This window comes from Enterocloster sp. HCN-30185 (assembly GCF_037890305.1).
Classification (GTDB): Bacteria; Bacillota; Clostridia; order Lachnospirales; family Lachnospiraceae; genus Enterocloster.
Genome location: NZ_JBBKBT010000001.1, coordinates 1 through 21,923, shown reverse-complemented (window position 1 = coordinate 21,923; position 21,923 = coordinate 1). Strand labels below are relative to the sequence as shown.

Here is a 21,923-nt window from a genome sequence, read left to right as displayed (position 1 = left end):
CAATCAATCTTTAGAAAGTCTTTTATATTTTATACACCTTATTTTTGTTTTTATATTTTATCATATGGATGTAAGGAGGAAACAGATATGAGTGGGGATCGGATCCTGTTAGTGGAGGATGATAAAGAGATACGGGAAGGTGTGGAAATCTTTTTAAAAAGCCAGGGATATGAGGTTTTTCAGGCAGCCGACGGCCTTGAGGGCCTGGAAATCCTTAAAAATCAGCCTATCGATCTTGCAATTGTAGATGTGATGATGCCGCGGATGGACGGTATTACCATGGTAGCAAGACTGCGGGAAAGTTTCGACTTTCCAGTACTTTTCCTATCTGCAAAATCAGAGGAAGTAGATAAGATACTGGGGCTGAACATGGGGGCGGATGATTACATTACAAAGCCCTTTACGCCAATGGAGCTTTTAGCCAGAGTGAATTCCCATCTGAGACGTTATCACCGCTTTATGGACCGTTTGCATTCAAGGGCAGAAGAAAGCGCACGGATTTACCGGGCCGGAGGCCTGGAGGTAAATGAGGATACGGTAAGCGTTACCATTGATGACCGGCCGGTAAAGGTAACGCCCATCGAATTTAAGATCCTTCTGCTTTTGATACGCAATCCGGGCCGGGTATTCCCGGCAGATGAGATTTATGAACGGGTGTGGAACGAACGGGCCATCAATACGGATACGGTTATGGTTCATATCCGCAATCTCCGCGAAAAGATAGAAGTAAATCCGAAAGAACCAAAATATTTAAAGGTGGTGTGGGGAGTTGGATACAAGATTGAAAAACAGCCGTAGCAGGCACTGGATCGGCGTACTGCTGATCGTGATACTGGTAATCGTATCTGCGGCAGCAACTGTGGGATTTTATCCCTATATGAAACAAAAAGCTGTAAATCAGAGCAGCCTAAGCCGGCAGGAATGGGAAAATGACACCGGACGCTTTGACAATCTAGCAACACAGGTTATGAATTTCAGCTATGTGATCTGGCATCAGCAAAAGCAGGAGGAAAAGGGCGGGATTTTGACCTATTCCCAGACCTTTTTGCCGGGACTGGATGAAAAGATAGCCAAAGCAGAGAAAGACGCATACATGGAAGAAGACATCACTTATGAGGGTGAGTATGAGCTCCCGGAGCAGACGGATCAGTTGGAAATGATGCATGAAGCCCAGTCTCAGATCGAAGAACTGGGACGGCGCTGGGAAGAGATGTATGAACGCTACAATGGAACTCTGATCCGTTACATGGTCACAGGCCCTGACGGACAGTGTCTGCGCAGCAATGTAATTGATGCAGAAAGTGTGTTTTCAAGGGGAATCGGGGCGAATGAAATCCGGTTTACGGCGGAATTTGCTTCCGGAGGCAGATTAAGTATTTCCGATATAGCGGGAGATGGGGACAGCTGCAGCCGTATGTTCCAGTCAATGACCTCCTATGAGTTTTATGATCCTATTGAGACCCGTCTGGGAAGCCAGTACCGCAGCAGCGGAGTGGAGTTTCAGGGGCCAAAGGATATGAAGATTCATTTTATCTGTGATCTATCCAATGCGGGCAGCAGTTTTTATGGCAGTGATATAGAGAAAACAGGGGTTAGAAGCTGGGATTACCAGAGCGGAGGCGGATATTTTTCCGTTGTATGTGCGATCGCGGCAGTGATTACGCTCACAGCTCTTGCACTTCCGGGAATCCGTTCCCTGGAGATAGGACGCAGCGCACTGTGCCGTTTGTCCTTTGAACCCCTATGTGCCAGTGGAACGCTGTGGTTCGCTACTGTGATCAGCAGTATTCCGGTAGATCTGATCCATGCAACCATGGAAGGCCGTTTATCCAGAGAGTGGCTGCAGGCCGGATTTACAGATGGAGCGGCGCATATGATGACGCTGCTGATCAATGTCATGTTCTGGATCATCATTTACGGTATTCTTTACTGGGGAATTACCTGTATACGGGCCGTATTTACTCTGGGACTGTGGCGCTATTTTAAGGAACGCACCTGGCTTGGACGATTTTTGCGCTTTTGCAAGCGCTGGACTCTGAAGGGTCTGGATCTCTTTTCCAATACAGACTGGGAAGGAAAGTCCACGCGGATCATTGGAAAGGCTGTGATTGCCAATTTTATTATTCTGGCTCTCATTTCCTGCCTGTGGTTCTGGGGGATTGGGGCGTTAGTAATCTACTCTCTGGTACTGTTTTTCCTTTTTAAGAAATACTGGGGAAAAATGGAGGAAAAATATCAGCTTCTCTTAAAGGGCATTAATGCCATGGCAGAGGGAAATCTGGATGTGGAGTTTGATGAAGATCTGGGGATTTTTGAGCCTTTCAAGGAACAGCTTTCCCATATCCGGGACGGATTTAAAAAAGCAGTGTCCCAGGAGGTAAAAAGCGAGCGTACCAAATCGGAGCTGATCACCAATGTATCCCATGATCTAAAGACGCCTTTGACGGCGATTATCACTTATATCAATCTTTTAAAGCAGGAAAATCTGTCAGAAGAGGAGCGCAGCTCCTATATCCAGGTACTAGACCGCAAAGCCATGCGCTTGAAGGAGCTGATCGAAGATCTTTTTGAGGTCAGCAAGGCAAACAGCGGTACCGTGACCCTCCACCTGGAAGAGGTGGAGATTGTCAGCTTGTTAAAGCAGGTGCGCTGCGAGCTGGCCGACAAGATTGAAAAGAGCGGTGTGGACTTCCGTTTCCAGCTGCCGGAGGAAAAAATATACCTTCATCTGGACGGTCAGAAAACCTGCCGTATCTTTGAAAACCTCATGGTAAATATTACAAAGTATGCCATGAAGGGAACCAGAGCCTATATCCAGATCAGGCGGGAGGAAAACGGCTATGTGGCTGTTTCTATGCGAAATATTTCAGAACATGAATTAACGGTATCCCCGGATGAGCTCACAGAGCGCTTTGTACGGGGGGATGAATCCCGCAATACGGAAGGCTCCGGCCTGGGGCTTGCCATTGCAAGAAGCTTTACTGAGGCCCAGGGCGGTACGATGAAGCTGGAAGCAGAGGATGACCTCTTTAAGGTTACCGTCCGCTGGAAGGAGGAGAAGATGGAAAAACCTCCCGTCCATAGGGAACCAGTGGAGGAAGCCGATTCCCTGAAATCTGCCGATTTGCAGCCTGTCGATCCACAGGTTTCAGATGTACAGCCCGTCAGTTCGCAGCCCTCTGGTTTGCAGCCTTCCGGTTCACGTCCGCCGGTTCCGGCCTCATTTACCTGGTGGGATCCTGAAAAAAATGAGATGTTAGAGGAACAGGAAGAAGAGAAGGAAACGGATGAACCATAAATAAAAGCTTCCCCGCAGACGATCAGATGGTCCGTCCTGCGGGGAAGCTTTTTATTTAAGGGGATGCCGGAGTGACGCCGGCATCTCTGTTTTTAGTTCCGATCAGTGCTGATTAATACTTCTCTTTACATAGCTGGTATGGAGCAGATGGTGCGCCTTTTCGCTTCCGGGCTCGCCCAGATAGGTGGCATATAACTCCTTAATCGCCGTATTTTCATGGGATTTGCGGATGGTATTTGCCTCATCGCTGTCATAGAGAACCTTAGCTCTTAAGCCGCGGATATCCACCGTGTTGCGGATATAACCCGGCTGCTGAGGCTGGCCGCCGCCGTTGACACAGCCGCCGGGACAGCCCATGATCTCGATGAAGTGGTAATCTGCCTCTCCTGACTTTACCTTTTTAAGTAGCTCTCTGGCATTTCCAAGGCCGGAGGCGACCGCTACCTTTACATCCATATCTGCCACATGATAGGTGGCTTCCTTGATGCCTGCAGCGCCGCGGACCTCGTGAAATTCAAGCTTTGGAAGCTCTTCGCCGGTAAGTGTCTCAACTGCAGTTCTTAATGCAGCCTCCATAACGCCTCCCGTAGCGCCGAAGATCACGCCTGCACCGGAGCCAAGGCCTAAAGGCTCGTCAAAGCTCTCATCCGGCAGATCCAGGAAGCGGATCCTTGCCTTGCGGATCATCCGGGCCAGCTCTCTGGTGGTGATGGAGATATCCACATCCGGAACGCCGTTTGCCGCCTCGTCCTCTCTTCCGATCTCGAACTTCTTTGCCGTACAGGGCATAACGCTGACAGATACGATATCCTTTGGATCAATGCCCATCTTCTCAGCATAGTAGGATTTGGCAATGGCTCCGAACATCTGCTGAGGGGATTTGCAGGTGGAAAGATTTTCCGTCATATCCGGGAAATAGTGCTCACAGTATTTAACCCAGCCGGGAGAACAGGAGGTGATCATAGGCAGGACACCGCCGTTTTTCACGCGGTCTAAAAATTCATGTGCCTCCTCCATGATGGTCAAGTCAGCGGAAAAGTCTGTATCAAATACGCGATCAAATCCCAGACGGCGCAGGGCGGCAGCCATCTTTCCTTCCACATTGGTGCCGATGGGAAGGCCGAATTCTTCGCCTAAAGCGGCACGGACAGCAGGAGCAGTCTGTACGATCACATGCTTGGAAGGATCTGCAATGGCTGCAAATACCTCGGACGTGCAGTCCTTTTCCTGAAGGGCTCCCGTAGGACAGACGGCAATACACTGGCCGCAGGATACACAGGAGGTCTCGCCAAGGCCCATACCGAAGGCAGAGCCGATTTCAGTTGCAAAGCCCCGGTTGTTGGCGCCGATGACGCCAATCCCCTGTACCTCGCTGCAGACTGCCACGCAGCGGCGGCAGAGAATACATTTGCTGTTGTCACGGATCATATGGGCGGCAGAGGTATCGATCTCAGAGGGTGTGGTCTCGCCGTCATAATAGCCCTCATCCTCTACGCCAAGCTCTCGTGCCAGCTCCTGAAGCTCGCAGTGTCCGCTGCGTACGCAGGACAGGCAGGAGCGGTTATGGTTGGATAATAAAAGCTGGATGGTCTTTTTTCTGGAATCCATGACCTTTGGAGTATTGGTAAATACTTCCATTCCGTCTTCCGCAGGATATACGCAGGAAGTAACCAGCTTTCCATTTTTTAATTCGACAATACATACGCGGCAGGCGCCGATTTCGTTGATCTCTTTTAAGAAGCATAAGGTAGGGATCTCGATATGCGCCAGTCTTGCTGCCTCCAGGATGGTTGAGCCCTTGGGAGCAGTGATTTCAATGCCGTTGATTTTCAGTTTGATCGTTTCCATCGTCTATTCCCTCCCTTTTATTTTTTGTAGATTGCGCCGAACTTACATTTCTCCATGCAGGCACCGCACTTGATGCACTTGTTCTGATCAATAATGTGCGGATTCTTTACAGAGCCGATGATTGCTCCGGCAGGACAGGTGCGGGCGCACAGAGTACAGCCGCGGCACTTGTCACGGTCAATGTTGTAGGATAAGAGCGCCTTGCAGACGCCGGCAGGACAGCGCTTCTCCTTGATATGGGCCTCGTACTCGTCGCGGAAATAGCGCAGGGTGGACAGCACCGGATTGGGGGCTGTCTGTCCCAGGCCGCAGAGGGAATTGTTCTTTACATAGTAGCAGAGTTCTTCCAGCTTATCCAGGTCAGCCATATCGGCCTGTCCCTTGGTGATCTTTGTGAGGATTTCAAGCATACGTTTGGTGCCGATACGGCAGGCAGTACACTTGCCGCAGGATTCCTCCACAGTAAATTCAAGGAAGAATTTGGCAATGTCTACCATACAGTCATCCTCATCCATAACGATCAGACCGCCGGAGCCCATCATGGAACCTATGGCAATCAGGTTGTTATAGTCAATGGGGATATCAAAGTGTTCAGCCGGGATACAGCCGCCGGAAGGTCCTCCGGTCTGTGCGGCCTTGAACTTCTTTCCGCCGGGGATGCCGCCGCCGATTTCCTCGATTACGGTCCTTAGGGTGGTTCCCATGGGAACCTCTACCAGACCGGTGTTGTTGATCTTGCCTCCCAGGGCAAATACCTTGGTGCCCTTGGACTTTTCCGTACCCATGGAAGCAAACCATTCTGGACCGTTTAAGATGATCTGAGGGATATTGGCGTAGGTTTCTACGTTATTTAAGATGCTTGGCTTTCCGAATAAGCCCTTCTGCGCCGGGAATGGAGGACGGGGCCTTGGCTCACCGCGTTTTCCCTCAATGGAGGTCATAAGAGCCGTTTCCTCGCCGCAGACGAAAGCGCCTGCGCCCAGACGGAGGTCAATATCAAAATCAAAGCCGGTTCCGAAAATGTTTTTGCCTAAAAGTTCCATGTCGCGGGCCTGCTTGATGGCAATCTGCAGGCGTTCTACTGCGATGGGGTATTCGGCACGGACGTAGATATAGCCCTGGTTTGCACCGATGGCATAGCCGGCGATGGCCATGGCCTCCAGCACTGCATGGGGATCGCCCTCCAGCACGGAACGGTCCATAAATGCGCCGGGATCGCCCTCGTCTGCATTACAGCAGACATACTTCTGGTCTGCGTCGTTCTGACGGCAGAGCTTCCATTTTAAGCCGGTGGGGAAGCCTGCGCCTCCGCGGCCTCTCAGGCCTGCGTCTAAAAGGGTCTGGATCACATCCTCCGGGGTCATTTCCGTAAGAACCTTTCCCAGAGCCTGATAGCCGCCGGTTCCGATGTATTCTTCGATATTTTCAGGGTCAATAACACCGCAGTTGCGAAGGGCGATACGGTGCTGCTTCTTATAAAAGTCTGTGTCGCTTAAGGCCTTGATGCCTCCAGTGGGGCTTACGGTCTCCTGATAGAGAAGACGGGTTACTACACGACCCTTTAAGAGATGTTCGGATACGATCTCAGGGATGTCTCCGGGCTGTACCATTGAATAAAAGGTAGCATCCGGGTAAACGATCATAATCGGGCCCAGGGCACAGAGGCCGTGGCAGCCGGTTTCTACAACCGCTACTTCCTCCTCCAGTCCCTGGCGTTTTAATTCATTTTTTAATATATCCATGATCTGGGGGCTTCCGGAAGAGGTACATCCGGTACCGCCGCAGACAAGCACATGTGAACGATACATAGATAGTCCCTCCTTTATTTTAATCCTGCAGCGCCCATGGTATATTTCTCAACCGGGTGTCCGCCGACCAGATGGCGCTCGATCACCTCTAAGGCCTTGTCAGGGTTCATTTTTACATATGTAATTTTGTCCTTGCCGGGTTCCATGATCTCAACAATGGGTTCATACTGGCACAGCCCGATGCAGCCGGTCTGAGTTACGCTGATGCGGTCTGTAAGGCCTCTGGACTGGATCTCCTGGGCAAAGGTATTGAGAACAGGTCTGGCACCTGCGGCGATTCCGCAGGTGGCCATGCCTACTACTACGCGGGTATGGTTATGGTCTTCCGCGCGCAGGTTTACCTGGCTCTGCATCCGTTCGCGGATGGCCTGTAATTCAGCAAGAGTTTTCATGGGTTATAAACCTCCTTCTGTCTAAGGGGCAGCGGTCACAGCGATGCGCCGCCGTCGGTTTCCTTCTGATTTTCATTCAGAAATTCCAAAATATAGGCGGATACTTCCGGCGTATTTAATGGAATACCGCCAAGGATCTCCTTCATCTGCCTGGTATCAAGGGTAAAGGAAGCTCCGTTGTATGTATATGTATAGCAAAAATCCGTGTCCGGATGATACACGATCAGGTTGTGGATGGTGCTGTTTATATCCCCCAGAGGCATACGGTCAATGTGGGATAAGCCAAATTCGGCAGTCACCTCTGTGCCTTCTCCAATCTGGGAATGGATGGAAAAGCTCCCTCCGGCGCTTTCGGCAGCCATTTTAAAAAAAGGAACGCCCAGTCCTACCTTCCGCGTTGTGCGGGTGGTGTAAAAGGGGTCTGTTACATGGGAAAGCTGTTCTTCGCTCATGCCGCAGCCATTATCCCCGATCTGTATGGTCAGACGGTCGGCGTCTGTATCTGCTGTGACGTTTATAGTCACAAGAGAGGCGCCTGCCCGTGTGGAATTTTCTGCTACATCCAGTATATTTAAGGAAATTTCCGGCATCATAGGCTAGTTATACTTGGCTAAAATGCCCGGAATGTCGTCGGGGGTAAGACGGCCGTAAACTTCTCCGTTGATCATCATAACAGGAGCCAGTCCGCAGGCGCCTACACAGCGGCAGGAATCCAGTGAGAATTTGCCGTCCGGTGTACACTCACCGTTGGTAATCCCTAAAATTTCCTCCAGCTTGTGAAAGATTTCCCCGGAACCCTTCACATAGCAGGCTGTTCCCAGACAGACAGAAATTTTATACTGTCCCTTGGGCTGTAAGGCAAACTGTGCATAAAAGGTCGCTACGCCGTAAACCTTTTCTAACGGAACCTCCATCTCGTCTGAGATGATGGTCTGCACTTCAATGGGAAGATATCCATAAATTTCCTGAGCCTTCTGCATCACCGGCATCAGAGCGCCCGGCTGGCTTTTAAGATCAGCAATTACCGCTTTCAGCGCGGCCTCCTGCTCAGGTGTTCCCCGAAAGGGAACCGTCTGTTTTTTGCACGCCATCGTTTTTACCTCCTCGTCGTTGTACATTATGCAATGTGTTAATATTCTAACACATATAGTCAAAAAAATCTACATTTCTGGGAAAATGTGTCAAAAACTTTGTGTGGAATTGCGGATAAAATGTGCAAAAACAGAGACATATTTATTGAAAGAATTGGGGATAAATGATATGCTGACAGTAGCCGGAAACACAGAACCAAACAGGTAGGAGAGAACGCGTATGACAGTGAGAGATGTAAGAGAGGTATTAGGCGCCAGGGTGCTGGCCGGAGAGGAGCATCTGGACAGGGAGGTAAGGTCTGCCTGCGGCTCTGATATGATGAGCGATGTGCTGGCATTTTCAAAGGATCATTCCGTACTGCTGACAGGATTGTGCAATCCCCAGGTGATCCGTACAGCAGAGATGCTTGATATTGTGTGCATTATATTTGTGAGAGGAAAAAAGCCGGATGAAAGTATGCTTGAGATGGCAAGGGAGAGGGATCTTGTGGTTCTTGCCACCGGACACAGGATGTTTTCTTCCTGCGGAATGCTTTATCAGGCAGGGCTTAACAGCGGGGCAATCTAGAGAGTGCTGCGCTGATACGACGATATATGGAAATTCAGGAAGGAAAGATTTTCTATGGAAGAAGCAATTATTTTAAAATATCCCATATCCGGAGAGGATTTTACACGGGCAGGGGAAGCCAGCAGCGATGTAAAGCGCAAGCTCAAGCAGATGGGGGTGAATCCGGAGGCCATCCGGAAGGTGGCCATCGCCATGTATGAGGGGGAGATCAATATGGTAATCCATGCAGACGGAGGGGAGATTACAGTAGAGATTACTCCGGAAAAGATCGATATGATCCTGGATGACAAAGGGCCGGGGATTAAGGATGTGGAGCTGGCGATGCAGGCCGGATATTCCACGGCTCCGGATGAGATCCGTTCTCTGGGCTTTGGAGCGGGGATGGGGCTTCCCAATATGAAAAAATATTCAGACCAGATGGAGATCGATACCCGGATCGGAGAGGGAACAAAGATCACCATGACAGTATATATCTGAGGGGGTGGAGGAATGGATAAATTCTATCATTCCGTGCGGCTTGACCCTTCTCTGTGCAAAGGCTGCATTAACTGCATTAAGCGCTGTCCTACAGAGGCCATCCGCGTCCGAGGGGGAAAGGCAAGCATCAATAAAAAGTTCTGCATAGACTGCGGAGAGTGCATCCGCGTCTGCCCTCATCATGCAAAACACGCAACCTACGATAAGCTGGATACGATGAATCAGTACGAATATACGGTGGCGCTTCCGGCGCCGTCTCTGTACAGCCAGTTCAACAATCTGGATGACTCTAATATTGTGTTAAAGGCCCTTCTTCGTATGGGCTTTGATGATGTATTCGAGGTCAGCGCGGCGGCAGAGCTGGTCAGTGAAGCCACCAGACAGTACATATCCGATCATGAGGAACAGCTTCCTTTGATCAGTACCGCCTGTCCTTCTGTGGTGCGGCTGATCCGGGTGCGTTTTCCATCCCTGATTCCTCACCTGCTTCCTTTAAATCCCCCGGTAGAGGTAGCGGCTATTCTGGCGGCCAGAAGGGCCATGGAGAAAACGGGGCTTCCCAGAGAGAAGATAGGAATTATGTTTATTTCTCCCTGCCCCTCCAAGGTAACCTATGTGAGAGCGCCTCTTGGTACGGAAAAGAGCCAGGTGGACAAGGTGCTTGCTATCAAGGATGTGTATCCCAGACTGTTAGCAGCCATGAAGTCGGTAGCGGGAGAGGATTATCCAGCTATTGGAACTTCCGGAAAAATCGGCATCAGCTGGGGGCACAGCGGCGGGGAAGCCAGCGGGCTGTTTACGGAAAATTATCTGGCAGCGGACGGTATTGAAAATGTGATCCGTGTGTTAGAGGATATGGAAGATCAGAAGTTTACCAATCTGAAATTTGTGGAGCTGAACGCCTGCAACGGAGGCTGTGTGGGCGGTGTGCTTACGGTGGAAAATCCCTATGTGGCAGAGGTGAAGCTAAAGCGCCTGCGCAAATATATGCCTGTTGCCAGAAACCATATGGAGGATGGTGAGCTGGATGCGGTAAAATGGACAACGCAGATCCAGTTTGAACCCGTATTTAATCTGGGAAATAATATGATGGAAAGCTTTCTGCGTTTAAATCAGGCGGAGCGGCTTGTGAAGAAATTTCCGGGACTGGACTGCGGTTCCTGCGGAGCTCCTACCTGTAAAGCCCTGGCGGAGGACATTGTCCGGGGAGAGGCCAGTGAGACCGACTGCGTGTATTATCTGAGAGAAAATCTCCACAGGCTTTCTGAGGAGGTAGCCATACTGGCAGACGATCTTCACAGCAAGGATAAAAGCAGCCAGGATACCTTAAATACATTAAAAGAGTGCATACGGCGGATTTCGGATGAGATGTCTTCTCTGGACAGCCGGGAAGAGGGGGAGGAAGAATGACCGTACAGGAACTGATTGATAAAAATGTTTTTCAGGAGATTAATATAGGGGACGATACAGACCGGAGCATCACAAAGCCCTTTTGCTGCGATCTTTTAAGCATTGCCATGGGACGGGCTCCGGCAGGCTGTGCCTGGGTTACGGTAATGGGAAACTTAAATACGCTGGCAGTGGCAGCTCTTGCGGATGCGGCCTGTGTGATTCTGGCAGAGGGCGCCATGCTGGATGAGGCTGCTGTGAAGAAGGCTGCTCTTCAGGGGATCACGGTGCTGCGGACAGAGGAACCGGTATTTGAGACGGCCCTGGCTGTAAAGGAGCTGTTAAAATGACAGAGCTGGCATATGATCTTCATATCCATTCCTGCTTATCGCCCTGTGGGGATGATGATATGACGCCGGCCAATATTGCGGGAATGGCAGCGTTAAAAGGGCTGGATGCAGTGGCTCTCACAGACCACAACAGCTGTAAAAACTGCCCTGCGTTCCTGGCTGCGGCGAAGGAATACGGGATCATCGGGATTCCGGGGATGGAACTGACAACTTCAGAGGAAGTCCACGCAGTCTGTCTGTTTCCGGAGCTTTATCAGGCGATGGAATTTGACCGCTTTGTGTACAGCCGTCTCATTAAGGTAAAAAATCGCCCGGAAATTTTTGGAAAACAGCAGATTTATGATGAAAATGATTCTGTCTACAGGGAAGAATCCTGTCTGCTTATCAATGCCGTTAATTTGTCTTTTGAGGGGGTGTGGGAAAAGGCGGCTTCCTACGGGGGTGTCATGTTTCCGGCCCATATTGATAAAAATTCCAACAGCCTCATTGCCAATCTGGGCTTTATTCCTCCGGACAGCTCCTTTCAGACTGTGGAACTGAAGGATATGAAGAAGCTTCATTCTCTGAAACGGGAACACCCTTATCTGGAGCACTGCCGCATCATCAGTAATTCAGACGCACATTATCTGGAGCATATCAACGAACGGGGATTCACGCTGCCGGCTGCAGAGCGGTCTGCCAAGGCTGTTGTGGATACACTGCGCAGAGGGCTTTTTTAAGGAAATCTCTTTTATAAAAGCTTGAGTTTCCACACTTTACACCGCACTCCGGCGTCTGGTGTTCAGGGCTCCGGTTTTCTTATGGCCTTCAAAGTCGTCCTGAACACCAGATGCCAGAGCGCACTGCAAAATGCGGAAACTCAAGTATAAAAGTCCTTGTGGCACAGAGGCAGGTCGTGGTATGATGGGGGACAGGATTAAGGCATTAAAGTACAGTAGAAAGGATGCATATGATCATGACAGCAGAAGCACAGATTAAAGATTATCTGGAATTATTATCATCTAAAGCCCCCGTACCGGGCGGCGGAGGAGCCTCTGCTCTTGCAGGCGCACTGGGAGACAGCCTGGGACAGATGGTGGTACACCTGACCCTGGGAAAGAAGAGGTATGCGCAGGCAGAGCAGGATATGCTGAACTATGAAAGAGAGCTGAAACGTCTTCAGCAGGAATTTCTGATGCTGGCAGATAAGGATGCAGAGGTGTTTGCCCCTCTGGCAGAATGTTACCGCCTCCCCTCATCAACGGAGGAAGAAAAGGCATATAAGGAAAAGGTAATGGAGGAACGGCTTGTACAGGCCAGCTATGTTCCTCTGGAAATCATGGAAAAGGCAGCAGAAATGCTGGGGATTTTAAAGGAGCTGGCAGAGAAGGGAAGCGTTATGGCGGTCAGTGATGTGGGAGTAGGCGTTCAGTTTGTCCGTACTGCCATTTTGGGGGCTGTGATGAACGTGTATATCAATACCCGATCCATGAAGGATCGCAAAAGGGCAGAAGAACTGAACCGTGAAGCGAAGCGTCTTACAAAAGAAGGGACAGACGCTGCGGATCGGATCTATGAAAAAATAGTAAAGCAGCTTCAGGGCTGATGACACAGAACCATTAAACATGAGGAGGAAATGAAAATGGAATTTTTAAAGGGCGCTCCTGTTTCTGCTGCCATCAGAGAGTGGGCTGCGGAGGAAATAAAACAGCTTCAGGGATCGGTTCCCAAGCTTGCCATTATCCGGGTAGGAGAAAAACCGGACGATATGTCCTATGAAAGAAGTGCTGTAAAAAAGATGGAAGCCTTTGGGCTGAGGGTGCAGACCTTTGTATTTCCGAAGGATATTTCAGACGAAGAGTTTAAAGAAGCCTTTCAGAAGATCAATAAGGATCCGGATGTTACGGGCATTTTGCTTCTGCGCCCGCTTCCGGGGCAGATAAAGGAGAAGGAGATTGAAGCCATGATCGATCCTGGAAAGGATCTGGATGGTATTTCACCGGTAAACATTGCAAAGGTGTTTTCAGGAGATCCTTCCGGCTTTGCACCCTGTACTGCAGAGGCGGTGATCGAGATACTGAAAGCAAATAACATTTCTATAGAAGGAAAGCGTGCGGCAGTGATCGGACGGAGCATGGTAATAGGAAAACCGCTGTCCATGCTGCTCCTTAAGGAAAACGCTACCGTGACGATCTGCCATACGCGCACCAAAGAGCTTCCTGAAATCTGCCGGCAGGCTGAGATCTTAGTAGCTGCGGCAGGAAAGGCGGGAATGGTGGAAGAAAGCTGGGTATCAGATGGCGCGGTGGTGATCGATGTGGGCATTAATGTGGACGAAAACGGAAAACTCTGCGGTGATGTGGATCAGGCATCCATGGAGAGCCGGAACCTTCTCCTTACACCAGTGCCGGGAGGCGTAGGAGCCGTAACCACTGCAGTACTGGCAAAGCATCTGATTCAGGCAGCCCGAAGCAATGTTTTACAGTAAAAACCGGACAAAATGAGGTGAATCAAAAATTACCTCTTGCGAAAATGAAAAAAGTGTCTATAATATAAAACGTTACTGAATTTATATTTATGCATACATATGCATGATTAAGCAAAACGGAAAGAGGAGAGAGCATTATGAAAAAATATGTACTTGCATTTACAGCAGCTTTAATGGCAGCATCGTTAACTGCCTGCGGCGGTTCTGCTGCAGAGACCACAGCAGCTAAGACAGAGGCAAAAGCAGAGGATACCAAGGCAGAGGACCCAAAGGCAGAAGAGACCACAGCGGCTAAGGAAGAGACCGAAGCAGCAGGCGGTGTTCTGGTAATGGCAACCAACGCAGAGTTCCCGCCTTATGAGTACCATGACGGCGGCGAGATCGTTGGCATTGACGTAGAGATCGCAAAAGCCATTGCAGATAAGATGGGCATGGAATTAGAGATCGAGGATGTAGCATTTGATTCCGTTATTCCTGAAATTACTTCCGGAAAGGCCGATATGGGTCTGGCTGGCATGACCGTAACTGAGGACAGAAAAGTGTCTGTAGATTTTTCTGATACTTACGCAAAGGCATCCCAGATGATCATCGTAAAAGAAGACAGCGCGATTGCAGGCCCGGATGACTTAAAGGGTGTTGTAGTAGGCGTTCAGCTGGGAACCACCGGCGATATCTATGTTTCCGATTTGGAGGCAGAGGGAACGACCGTAGAGCGTTACAACAAGGGTTTTGAGGCTGTTCAGGCATTAAGCCAGGGCAAGATCGATGCAGTTGTGATCGATGGCGAGCCGGCAAAGACGTTCGTAGCTGAGACTGAGGGCATCAAAATGTTAGATGAGGCCTTTACAGAGGAGGAATATGCGATTGCTGTTAAGAAGGGAAATACAGAACTCCTTGACAAGATCAACGGCGCACTTTCTGAGTTAGAGTCCGAGGGGACTCTGGATGAGATCGTAGCAAAATACATCACAGCAGAATAAGAATCAGCCAATATCCGGTCCGCCAGGTGCGGGCCGGGTCTTTTCCGGAGCCTGTCTGAAATCTGCTGCGGGCGGCTGTCTGTCTGCGTCCCGTCACAGAGCAGCAAGCAGAGGTGAGACAGATTCCGGAACGAAGGAACTGTTCTGGCTTACACATTCATAAAAGAAAGGGAAAAGTGGAATGTGGGAAAATTTTACAAATGCATTTTATTTAAATTTTATATCTGAGGATCGGTGGCGTTATATTACAGATGGTCTGCAGACAACTCTGATCATCACCTGCTTTGCCTGCCTTATGGGTATTGTGCTGGGCTTTATTGTGGGAATGATCCGCTCCACCCATGATAAAACGGGAAAACTTAAATTCCTCAATGTGATCTGTCAGATTTATCTGACCGTAATCCGCGGAACGCCGGTTGTAGTACAGCTGCTGATCATCTATTTTGTTGTATTCGGCAGCGCACGCATCGACAAGGTGATCGTGGCGATTATGGCTTTTGGAATCAATTCCGGCGCTTATGTAGCTGAAATCTTCCGAAGCGGTATCATGTCGATCGATCCGGGACAGATGGAAGCAGGACGAAGCCTTGGCTTTAACTATTTTCAGACCATGCGCTACATCATTATGCCTCAGGCATTTAAGGTTGTGCTTCCTACCCTGTGTAATGAGTTTATTTCTCTTTTAAAGGAAACCTCTGTTTCGGGTTATATTGCCATTCAGGATCTTACCAAGGGCGGCGATATTATACGAAGCAGGACCTACAGCGCATTTATGCCCTTGATCGCAGTGGCGCTGGTATATCTTACGATTGTATTGATCTTTACAAAACTGATCCAGATTCTGGAAAGGAGGCTGCGTCAGAATGAGCGGTAATAAGAAAGAAGAAGCGCTGATCCATGTTCAGGGTCTTGGGAAAAGCTTTGGAGCCGTAGATGTATTAAAGGATATCAGTGTAGATATCAATAAAGGCGATGTGGTTTTCGTGATCGGACCTTCCGGCTCCGGAAAGAGTACTTTCCTTCGGTGCTTAAACCGTCTGGAGGAGCCCACCAGAGGCCATATTTTCTTTGAGGGAACCGATATCACAGATCCAAAGACAAACATTGATAAGCATCGCCAGAAGATGGGAATGGTATTCCAGCAGTTTAATCTGTTCCCTCATATGGACATTATGAAAAATCTTACCATCGGCCCTGTAAAGCTTCAGGGAATCAGCCAGGAGGAGGCAGAAAAAGAGGCCATGCGGCTGTTAGAGCGCGTGGGGCTGGCAGACCGTGCCCATGCTTATCCCAGCCAGCTTTCCGGAGGACAGAAGCAGCGAATCGCTATTGTGAGAGCTCTCTGCATGAAGCCGGATGTGATGCTCTTTGATGAGCCTACCTCAGCCCTTGATCCGGAGATGGTAGGAGAAGTATTAAACGTTATGCGCGATCTGGCAGAAGAGAAGATGACGATGGTGGTCGTTACCCATGAGATGGGCTTTGCCAGAGAGGTAGCTACCCGCGTTCTGTTTATGGACGGCGGTTATATTATGGAGGAGGCAGCTCCTGAGGAATTTTTCACAAATCCTAAAAATGAGCGTTTAAAGAGTTTTTTAAGCAAGGTATTATAAAACAGGGAATCCTGCGGCTTCGGCGCTGTATGTGCCAGCTGCGGGATTTTTTGATTAAATTCCAATAAATTATGAGAATATTTGATAAAGTCTATTGATAAAAGGTAAAATTGGTATTATCTTAGCTATATACAGCGGCGGTGGTAAAATATGCGCAGCCGGTCTGGGAAAGGAAGAAACTGTATGGGTATAAAAAACAGCGATGACGGAAATAAAAAGCCGTTTCTCTATTATTACATCATCGTCCTTCTGGTCGTGATGGTTTTAAATGCACTTGTATTCCCGTCTATGATGGAACGCTCCATGGAGGTGCCGTTCAGTGAGTTTACGGCTCAGCTGGATGCGGGAAATATCAAAGAGGCATATGTAAGCAGTGACAATACAGAGATTGTTTATTCGTTAAAGCCGGAGGAGGGAGCCAGACCCCAGTGGTCTGCCATAACCTACAAGACAGGAAATATGGTTACGGAAGATGAACTGGAGGCCAAGCTTTCAGCGGCAGGGGTGGAGGTTTATACCAAACAGATCCCGCACAAGGAATCCCCCCTGGTTAATTTTCTGATGACATGGATTTTCCCAATCCTGATGTTTGTAGTCATCGGACAGATTATGGCGCGGATGATGGCAAAGCGCATGGGCGGCGGAAACGCCATGACCTTTGGCAAGTCCAATGCAAAGATTTACGGGGAAAATGAAACCGGCGTTACGTTTCGTGACGTGGCTGGAGAGGAAGAGGCCAAGGACGCTTTAAAGGAGATTGTAGATTTCCTTCACAATCCGGAAAAATATGCGGATATCGGAGCCAATCTGCCAAAGGGCGCTCTTTTGGTAGGCCCTCCCGGAACGGGAAAAACCCTTCTTGCAAAGGCTGTGGCAGGCGAAGCCCATGTTCCGTTTTTTTCCATTTCCGGTTCAGAATTTGTAGAGATGTTTGTGGGTATGGGCGCTGCCAAGGTGAGAGATCTCTTTAAGCAGGCCAATGAAAAGGCTCCCTGTATTGTGTTTATTGATGAGATCGATACCATCGGAAAGAAGCGCGACGGCGGCGGTATGAGCGGAAATGATGAGAGAGAGCAGACCTTAAATCAGCTTCTGACAGAGATGGACGGCTTTGACGGAAAGAAGGGCGTGGTAATCCTCGCGGCAACCAACCGTCCGGAATCCCTGGATCCGGCCCTGCTGCGTCCGGGACGGTTTGACCGCCGGGTACCGGTAGAGCTGCCTGATTTAAAGGGAAGAGAGGCAATTTTAAAGGTACACGGACAGAAGGTTAAGATGTCCGATGATGTAGATTATAATGCCATTGCCAGGGCTACGGCAGGAGCCAGCGGCGCAGAACTTGCAAATATTGTCAATGAGGCTGCGCTGCGGGCGGTGCGCTTTGGAAGAAAGGCGGTGTGCCAGGAGGATCTTCAGGAAAGTGTGGAAACCGTCATTGCAGGCTACCAGAAGAAAAACGCGGTGATTCCGCCGGATGAGCGCCGGATCGTGGCGTACCATGAGGTGGGACACGCTCTGGTAGCGGCCTGTCAGACCCACAGCGCTCCCGTTCAGAAGATTACCATAATTCCAAGAACTTCAGGAGCCCTTGGATATACCATGCAGGTTGATCAGGGCGAACGGTATCTGATGAGCCGGGATGAGGCGTTAAATAAGATTGCCACCTTTACAGGCGGACGGGCGGCAGAGGAAGTTATTTTCCATTCTATTACCACAGGAGCCTCCAATGATATCGAGCAGGCAACCAAGATCGCAAGAGCCATGGTAACGCGATATGGCATGACGGATGAATTTGACATGGTTGCCATGGAAACGGTGAATAATCAGTATCTGGGAGGAGATACCTCTCTGATGTGCTCTCCGGAAACAGCCAAACGGATTGATGAAAAGGTAGTTCAGATCGTCCGGGAGCAGCATGAAAAGGCAATTCACATTTTAAAGGAAAACGAGACAAAGCTCCATGAGATTGCGGCTTATCTTCTGGATAAGGAGACGATCACCGGGGAAGAGTTTATGGAGATTTTTGAAAAACAGAGCGCAGATGGGGAAAATACCTTGAAAGAGGAAGAATAAAAGAAAGATTACAGCCCCGGACGGGTGCAATCGTAAGGTTTTGTTCGATTGCATTTGCTCCGGGGCTGTGTTATGATGAAATACCCGAACATATGTACTAAATTAAGAAAGGCAGGTAAGACAGATGAGCAGTATTTTGGAGCAGCTGTATGCGGGAGATTTAACTCCGGCAGAAAACGTGATTCAGGGAAATGAGGAGTATGACCGGCTGTGCAGACAGTCAGTTCAGGAAATCGAGGAATTTTCAAAAAAGCTGGACGATGAAAGCCGAAAGAGTTTTGATGCGCTGTTAGAGCATTATCTGGAGCTGACTTATATAGAAAAAAGCCAGACCTTCTGTGACGGATTTCGTCTGGGAGCCGGAATTATGTGCGAGGTTTTTAAAGGAAGGGAATGTCTGTGCAGATAGGAATTTCCTTTTTTGTAATATCGAACAAATGTTTGAAAAACAGGCTTTGATGTGATATACTGATTGCATCAAATGATTTTAGGAGTTTACGCCATGGCAAAGCAATACATTAAGATCCGGGGAGCCAGCGAACATAATCTGAAGCATGTTTCCGTGGATATTCCCAGAGATGAGCTGGTGGTTTTGACGGGCCTTTCGGGCTCTGGAAAATCTTCACTGGCGTTTGACACGATTTATGCAGAGGGACAGAGACGCTATATGGAATCCCTGTCCTCCTATGCCCGTCAGTTTTTAGGACAGATGGAAAAGCCGGATGTAGAAAGCATTGAAGGCCTGTCTCCGGCCATTTCCATTGATCAGAAATCCACGAACCGTAATCCGCGCTCCACGGTGGGTACGGTGACAGAGATTTATGATTATATGAGGCTTCTTTATGCCAGAGTGGGAATCCCCCATTGTCCGAAGTGCGGAAGGGAGATTCACAAGCAGACCATTGATCAGATGGTAGACCAGATTATGGCTATGCCGGAGCGTACAAGGCTGCAGCTGTTAGCGCCTGTGGTCCGGGGACGGAAGGGAGAGCATGTAAAGGTTCTGGAGCAGGCCAGAAAAAGCGGTTATATGCGTGTACGGATTGATGGAAATCTCTATGAGCTTTCTGAGGAGATTCATCTTGAAAAGAATATCAAACACAATATAGAGATCGTGGTAGACCGTCTGGTAGTGAAAGAAGGGATTGAAAATCGTCTGACAGACTCCATTGAGACGGTTATGGCCTTAAGCGGCGGCCTGATGACGGTAGATGTGATCGGAGGGGAGCCAGTTAATTTCAGCCAGAGCTTTTCCTGTCCGGACTGCAATATCAGTATCGATGAGGTAGAACCGAGAAGCTTTTCCTTTAACAATCCCTTTGGCGCCTGTCCGGAGTGCTTTGGCTTGGGGTATAAGATGGAATTTGATGAAAGCCTGATGATTCCGGATCCGTCCCTGTCCATTAACCAGGGGGCCATCGTGGTTTTAGGCTGGCAGTCCTGCACGGATAAGGGAAGCTTTACCAGGGCGATCCTTGATGCTCTGGCGAAAGAGTACCACTTTGATCTGGATACGCCCTTTGAGGCATATCCGAAGGAAATCCATGATATCCTGCTGTACGGTACCGGAGGACATGAGGTAAAGGTACGCTATAAGAGCCAGAGAGGCGAAGGCGTCTATGATGTGGCCTTTGAGGGGCTGATTGAAAATGTCAGCCGCCGTTACAAGGAAACCTTTTCTGAGGCGTCCAAGGCGGAATATGAGACATATATGCGTATTACGCCCTGTCCGGTGTGCCGCGGACAGAGACTGAAAAAGGAATCTCTGGCAGTAACGGTAGGAGGCAGGAATATCTATGAAGCCACCAATATGTCCATTGTGAAGTTTAAGGAGTTTATGGATGAGCTGAAGCTGACTCCTATGCAGCAGACCATTGGAGAATCTATTTTAAAGGAGATCCGGGCCAGGATCAGCTTTCTTATTGATGTGGGACTGGATTATCTGTCTCTTTCGCGGGCTACAGGCACTTTATCGGGCGGAGAGGCCCAGCGCATCCGTCTGGCAACGCAGATTGGTTCCGGACTGGTAGGCGTGGCCTATATTCTGGATGAGCCAAGTATCGGCCTTCACCAGAGGGACAATGACAAGCTTTTAAAGACGCTGCTGCATTTGAGGGATCTGGGCAACAGTGTTCTGGTGGTGGAGCATGATGAGGATACCATGCGGGCAGCGGACTGTATTGTGGATATCGGTCCCAGGGCCGGTGAACATGGTGGGAAGATCGTAGCGGTAGGTACGGCAGAGGAGATCATGGCAAATCCGGATTCGATTACCGGGGCTTACTTAAGCGGCCGCATCCGTATTCCCATACCGGACAAGCGCCGGACGCCAGCAGGCTGGATCACAGTGCGAAAGGCGGCGGAAAATAATCTGAAAAATATTGATGTATCCTTCCCTTTGGGAGTGATGACCTGCGTTACTGGTGTATCCGGCTCCGGAAAGAGCTCCCTTGTGAATGAGATTCTGTATAAAGCTCTGGCGAAGAAGCTGAACCGCGCCAGAACCATACCGGGAAAGCATAAGTGTATTGAGGGGGCAGAGCAGCTGGATAAGATTATTGCCATTGACCAGTCTCCCATTGGCCGTACTCCAAGATCGAATCCTGCCACCTACACGGGAGTATTTGACCTGATCCGCGATCTGTTTGCATCCACCAGTGATGCAAAAGCCAGGGGATACAGCAAAGGGCGTTTCAGCTTTAATGTGAAGGGCGGACGCTGCGAGGCCTGCTCCGGCGATGGGATCATCAAGATTGAGATGCATTTTCTTCCGGATGTATATGTGCCATGTGAGGTTTGCGGAGGAAAGCGGTATAACAGAGAAACGCTGGAGGTAAAGTATAAGGGAAAGACGATCTATGATGTATTAAATATGACAGTGGAGGATGCCCTGACGTTTTTTGAAAATGTACCTTCCATTACCAGAAAGATCCAGACCCTTTATGATGTAGGGCTTGGATATATCCGTCTGGGACAGCCCTCCACAGAACTTTCCGGCGGTGAGGCGCAGAGGATCAAGCTGGCGACAGAGCTTTCCAAGCGAGGAACCGGAAAGACCATCTATATTTTGGACGAGCCTACCACAGGACTTCATTTTGCTGACGTTCATAAACTGATCGAGATTCTGCGCCGCCTTTCTGACGGAGGGAATACGGTAGTTGTAATCGAACACAATCTGGATGTGATCAAGACGGCAGATTATATTATTGATATCGGCCCTGAGGGCGGAGACAAGGGCGGTACGGTGATCGCAAAGGGAACGCCGGAAGAAGTATCGGAAAGCCCGGTATCCTATACAGGGAGATATATAAAGAAATATCTTCTGTAAACGCCTTTGGCGCAGATGGGTTTCAGGCTTCTTCGGAAGCCTGAAATTGTCTAAATATTCGCTTTTGATCACACAAATCAGGGAAACGCCTGGTTGAGAAAAAATAAAATAAAAAATCTTAAAAAAGTTGTTGACATATGAAGATATGTTTGATATTATATATCTCGCGCCTGAGAGAGCGCAGGGGCGTTTGAAAAAAAGAAAAAATAAATTTAAAAAAGTTGTTGACAAATGAAAAACG

20 protein-coding genes are annotated in these 21,923 nt (G+C 49.2%); 15 read left to right on the top strand and 5 right to left on the bottom strand.

The genetic code is table 11. The annotated features are described in order from the left end of the window. Positions 1 to 87: 87 nt before the first annotated feature. Both WKT10_RS00100 and WKT10_RS00095 read left to right on the top strand, forming a co-directional pair. Positions 88 to 798 carry a response regulator transcription factor gene (locus WKT10_RS00100; RefSeq protein ID WP_296038482.1) on the top strand — a complete coding sequence of 237 codons (711 nt, stop codon included), beginning with the start codon at positions 88 to 90 and terminating at the stop codon, positions 796 to 798. After that, the gene (locus WKT10_RS00095) at positions 770 to 3,298 is read left to right on the top strand and encodes a histidine kinase dimerization/phospho-acceptor domain-containing protein (protein WP_340274629.1); all 2,529 of its coding nucleotides are present in this window, start codon (positions 770 to 772) and stop codon (positions 3,296 to 3,298) included. The genes WKT10_RS00100 and WKT10_RS00095 overlap by 29 nt, the downstream gene beginning before the upstream one ends. 102 nt (positions 3,299 to 3,400) lie before the next feature. Here WKT10_RS00095 and WKT10_RS00090 read toward each other — a convergent pair whose 3' ends face one another. The 5 genes from WKT10_RS00090 to WKT10_RS00070 are packed head-to-tail and all read right to left on the bottom strand — an operon-like array spanning position 3,401 to position 8,437. Then, a complete protein-coding gene (locus WKT10_RS00090) occupies positions 3,401 to 5,146 on the bottom strand; it encodes an NADH-dependent [FeFe] hydrogenase, group A6 (protein WP_340274627.1) in 1,746 nt (581 codons plus the stop codon). Positions 5,147 to 5,163: 17 nt separating this feature from the next. After that, positions 5,164 to 6,954 carry an NADH-quinone oxidoreductase subunit NuoF gene (gene nuoF, locus WKT10_RS00085; protein ID WP_066544112.1) on the bottom strand — a complete coding sequence of 597 codons (1,791 nt, stop codon included), beginning with the start codon at positions 6,952 to 6,954 and terminating at the stop codon, positions 5,164 to 5,166. 14 nt (positions 6,955 to 6,968) lie between these two features. Next, positions 6,969 to 7,346: a (2Fe-2S) ferredoxin domain-containing protein gene (locus WKT10_RS00080; RefSeq protein WP_066544103.1), complete on the bottom strand. Its 378-nt coding sequence runs from the start codon at positions 7,344 to 7,346 to the stop codon at positions 6,969 to 6,971. Between the two features lie 35 nt (positions 7,347 to 7,381). Then, a complete protein-coding gene (locus WKT10_RS00075; protein ID WP_066544098.1) occupies positions 7,382 to 7,939 on the bottom strand; it encodes an ATP-binding protein in 558 nt (185 codons plus the stop codon). Between the two features lie 3 nt (positions 7,940 to 7,942). Then, positions 7,943 to 8,437 (bottom strand): NADH-quinone oxidoreductase subunit NuoE family protein, encoded by a 495-nt coding sequence (locus tag WKT10_RS00070; protein WP_066544096.1) that lies wholly within the window; start codon positions 8,435 to 8,437, stop codon positions 7,943 to 7,945. Between the two features lie 220 nt (positions 8,438 to 8,657). On the opposite strand from WKT10_RS00070, the gene WKT10_RS00065 reads away from it, so the two are divergent. The 13 genes from WKT10_RS00065 (at position 8,658) to uvrA (ending at position 21,682) form a co-directional block, all read left to right on the top strand. Beyond that, positions 8,658 to 9,005 carry a DRTGG domain-containing protein gene (locus WKT10_RS00065; protein WP_066544094.1) on the top strand — a complete coding sequence of 116 codons (348 nt, stop codon included), beginning with the start codon at positions 8,658 to 8,660 and terminating at the stop codon, positions 9,003 to 9,005. Positions 9,006 to 9,059: 54 nt separating this feature from the next. After that, positions 9,060 to 9,482 (top strand): ATP-binding protein, encoded by a 423-nt coding sequence (locus tag WKT10_RS00060; RefSeq protein WP_066544092.1) that lies wholly within the window; start codon positions 9,060 to 9,062, stop codon positions 9,480 to 9,482. 12 nt (positions 9,483 to 9,494) lie between these two features. Continuing rightward, a complete protein-coding gene (locus tag WKT10_RS00055; RefSeq protein WP_066544089.1) occupies positions 9,495 to 10,892 on the top strand; it encodes a [Fe-Fe] hydrogenase large subunit C-terminal domain-containing protein in 1,398 nt (465 codons plus the stop codon). Then, entirely contained in the window at positions 10,889 to 11,221 is a 333-nt protein-coding gene (locus tag WKT10_RS00050) for a hypothetical protein (protein ID WP_066544087.1), read from the top strand. The genes WKT10_RS00055 and WKT10_RS00050 overlap by 4 nt, the downstream gene beginning before the upstream one ends. Continuing rightward, positions 11,218 to 11,940, top strand: coding sequence for a PHP domain-containing protein (locus WKT10_RS00045; RefSeq protein ID WP_066544085.1), 723 nt, complete (start codon positions 11,218 to 11,220; stop codon positions 11,938 to 11,940). The genes WKT10_RS00050 and WKT10_RS00045 overlap by 4 nt, the downstream gene beginning before the upstream one ends. A gap of 236 nt (positions 11,941 to 12,176) precedes the next feature. Continuing rightward, a complete protein-coding gene (locus tag WKT10_RS00040) occupies positions 12,177 to 12,806 on the top strand; it encodes a cyclodeaminase/cyclohydrolase family protein (RefSeq protein WP_066544082.1) in 630 nt (209 codons plus the stop codon). Between the two features lie 36 nt (positions 12,807 to 12,842). Continuing rightward, positions 12,843 to 13,688, top strand: coding sequence for a bifunctional 5,10-methylenetetrahydrofolate dehydrogenase/5,10-methenyltetrahydrofolate cyclohydrolase (locus tag WKT10_RS00035; protein WP_179297072.1), 846 nt, complete (start codon positions 12,843 to 12,845; stop codon positions 13,686 to 13,688). A gap of 137 nt (positions 13,689 to 13,825) precedes the next feature. Beyond that, complete coding sequence (locus tag WKT10_RS00030) at positions 13,826 to 14,668, top strand: basic amino acid ABC transporter substrate-binding protein (RefSeq protein WP_066544077.1); 843 nt, start codon at positions 13,826 to 13,828, stop codon at positions 14,666 to 14,668. Between the two features lie 181 nt (positions 14,669 to 14,849). After that, the gene (locus WKT10_RS00025) at positions 14,850 to 15,542 is read left to right on the top strand and encodes an amino acid ABC transporter permease (protein WP_066544068.1); all 693 of its coding nucleotides are present in this window, start codon (positions 14,850 to 14,852) and stop codon (positions 15,540 to 15,542) included. Continuing rightward, complete coding sequence (locus WKT10_RS00020; protein WP_066544067.1) at positions 15,532 to 16,281, top strand: amino acid ABC transporter ATP-binding protein; 750 nt, start codon at positions 15,532 to 15,534, stop codon at positions 16,279 to 16,281. Before WKT10_RS00025 ends, WKT10_RS00020 begins: the two co-directional genes overlap by 11 nt. Before the next feature lie 183 nt (positions 16,282 to 16,464). Then, positions 16,465 to 18,354 carry an ATP-dependent zinc metalloprotease FtsH gene (gene ftsH, locus WKT10_RS00015; RefSeq protein ID WP_081422828.1) on the top strand — a complete coding sequence of 630 codons (1,890 nt, stop codon included), beginning with the start codon at positions 16,465 to 16,467 and terminating at the stop codon, positions 18,352 to 18,354. A 124-nt stretch (positions 18,355 to 18,478) separates the two neighbouring features. Then, a complete protein-coding gene (locus WKT10_RS00010) occupies positions 18,479 to 18,763 on the top strand; it encodes a DUF6809 family protein (RefSeq protein WP_066544066.1) in 285 nt (94 codons plus the stop codon). A gap of 93 nt (positions 18,764 to 18,856) precedes the next feature. After that, entirely contained in the window at positions 18,857 to 21,682 is a 2,826-nt protein-coding gene (gene uvrA, locus WKT10_RS00005; RefSeq protein WP_066544053.1) for an excinuclease ABC subunit UvrA, read from the top strand. Positions 21,683 to 21,923: the final 241 nt, after the last annotated feature.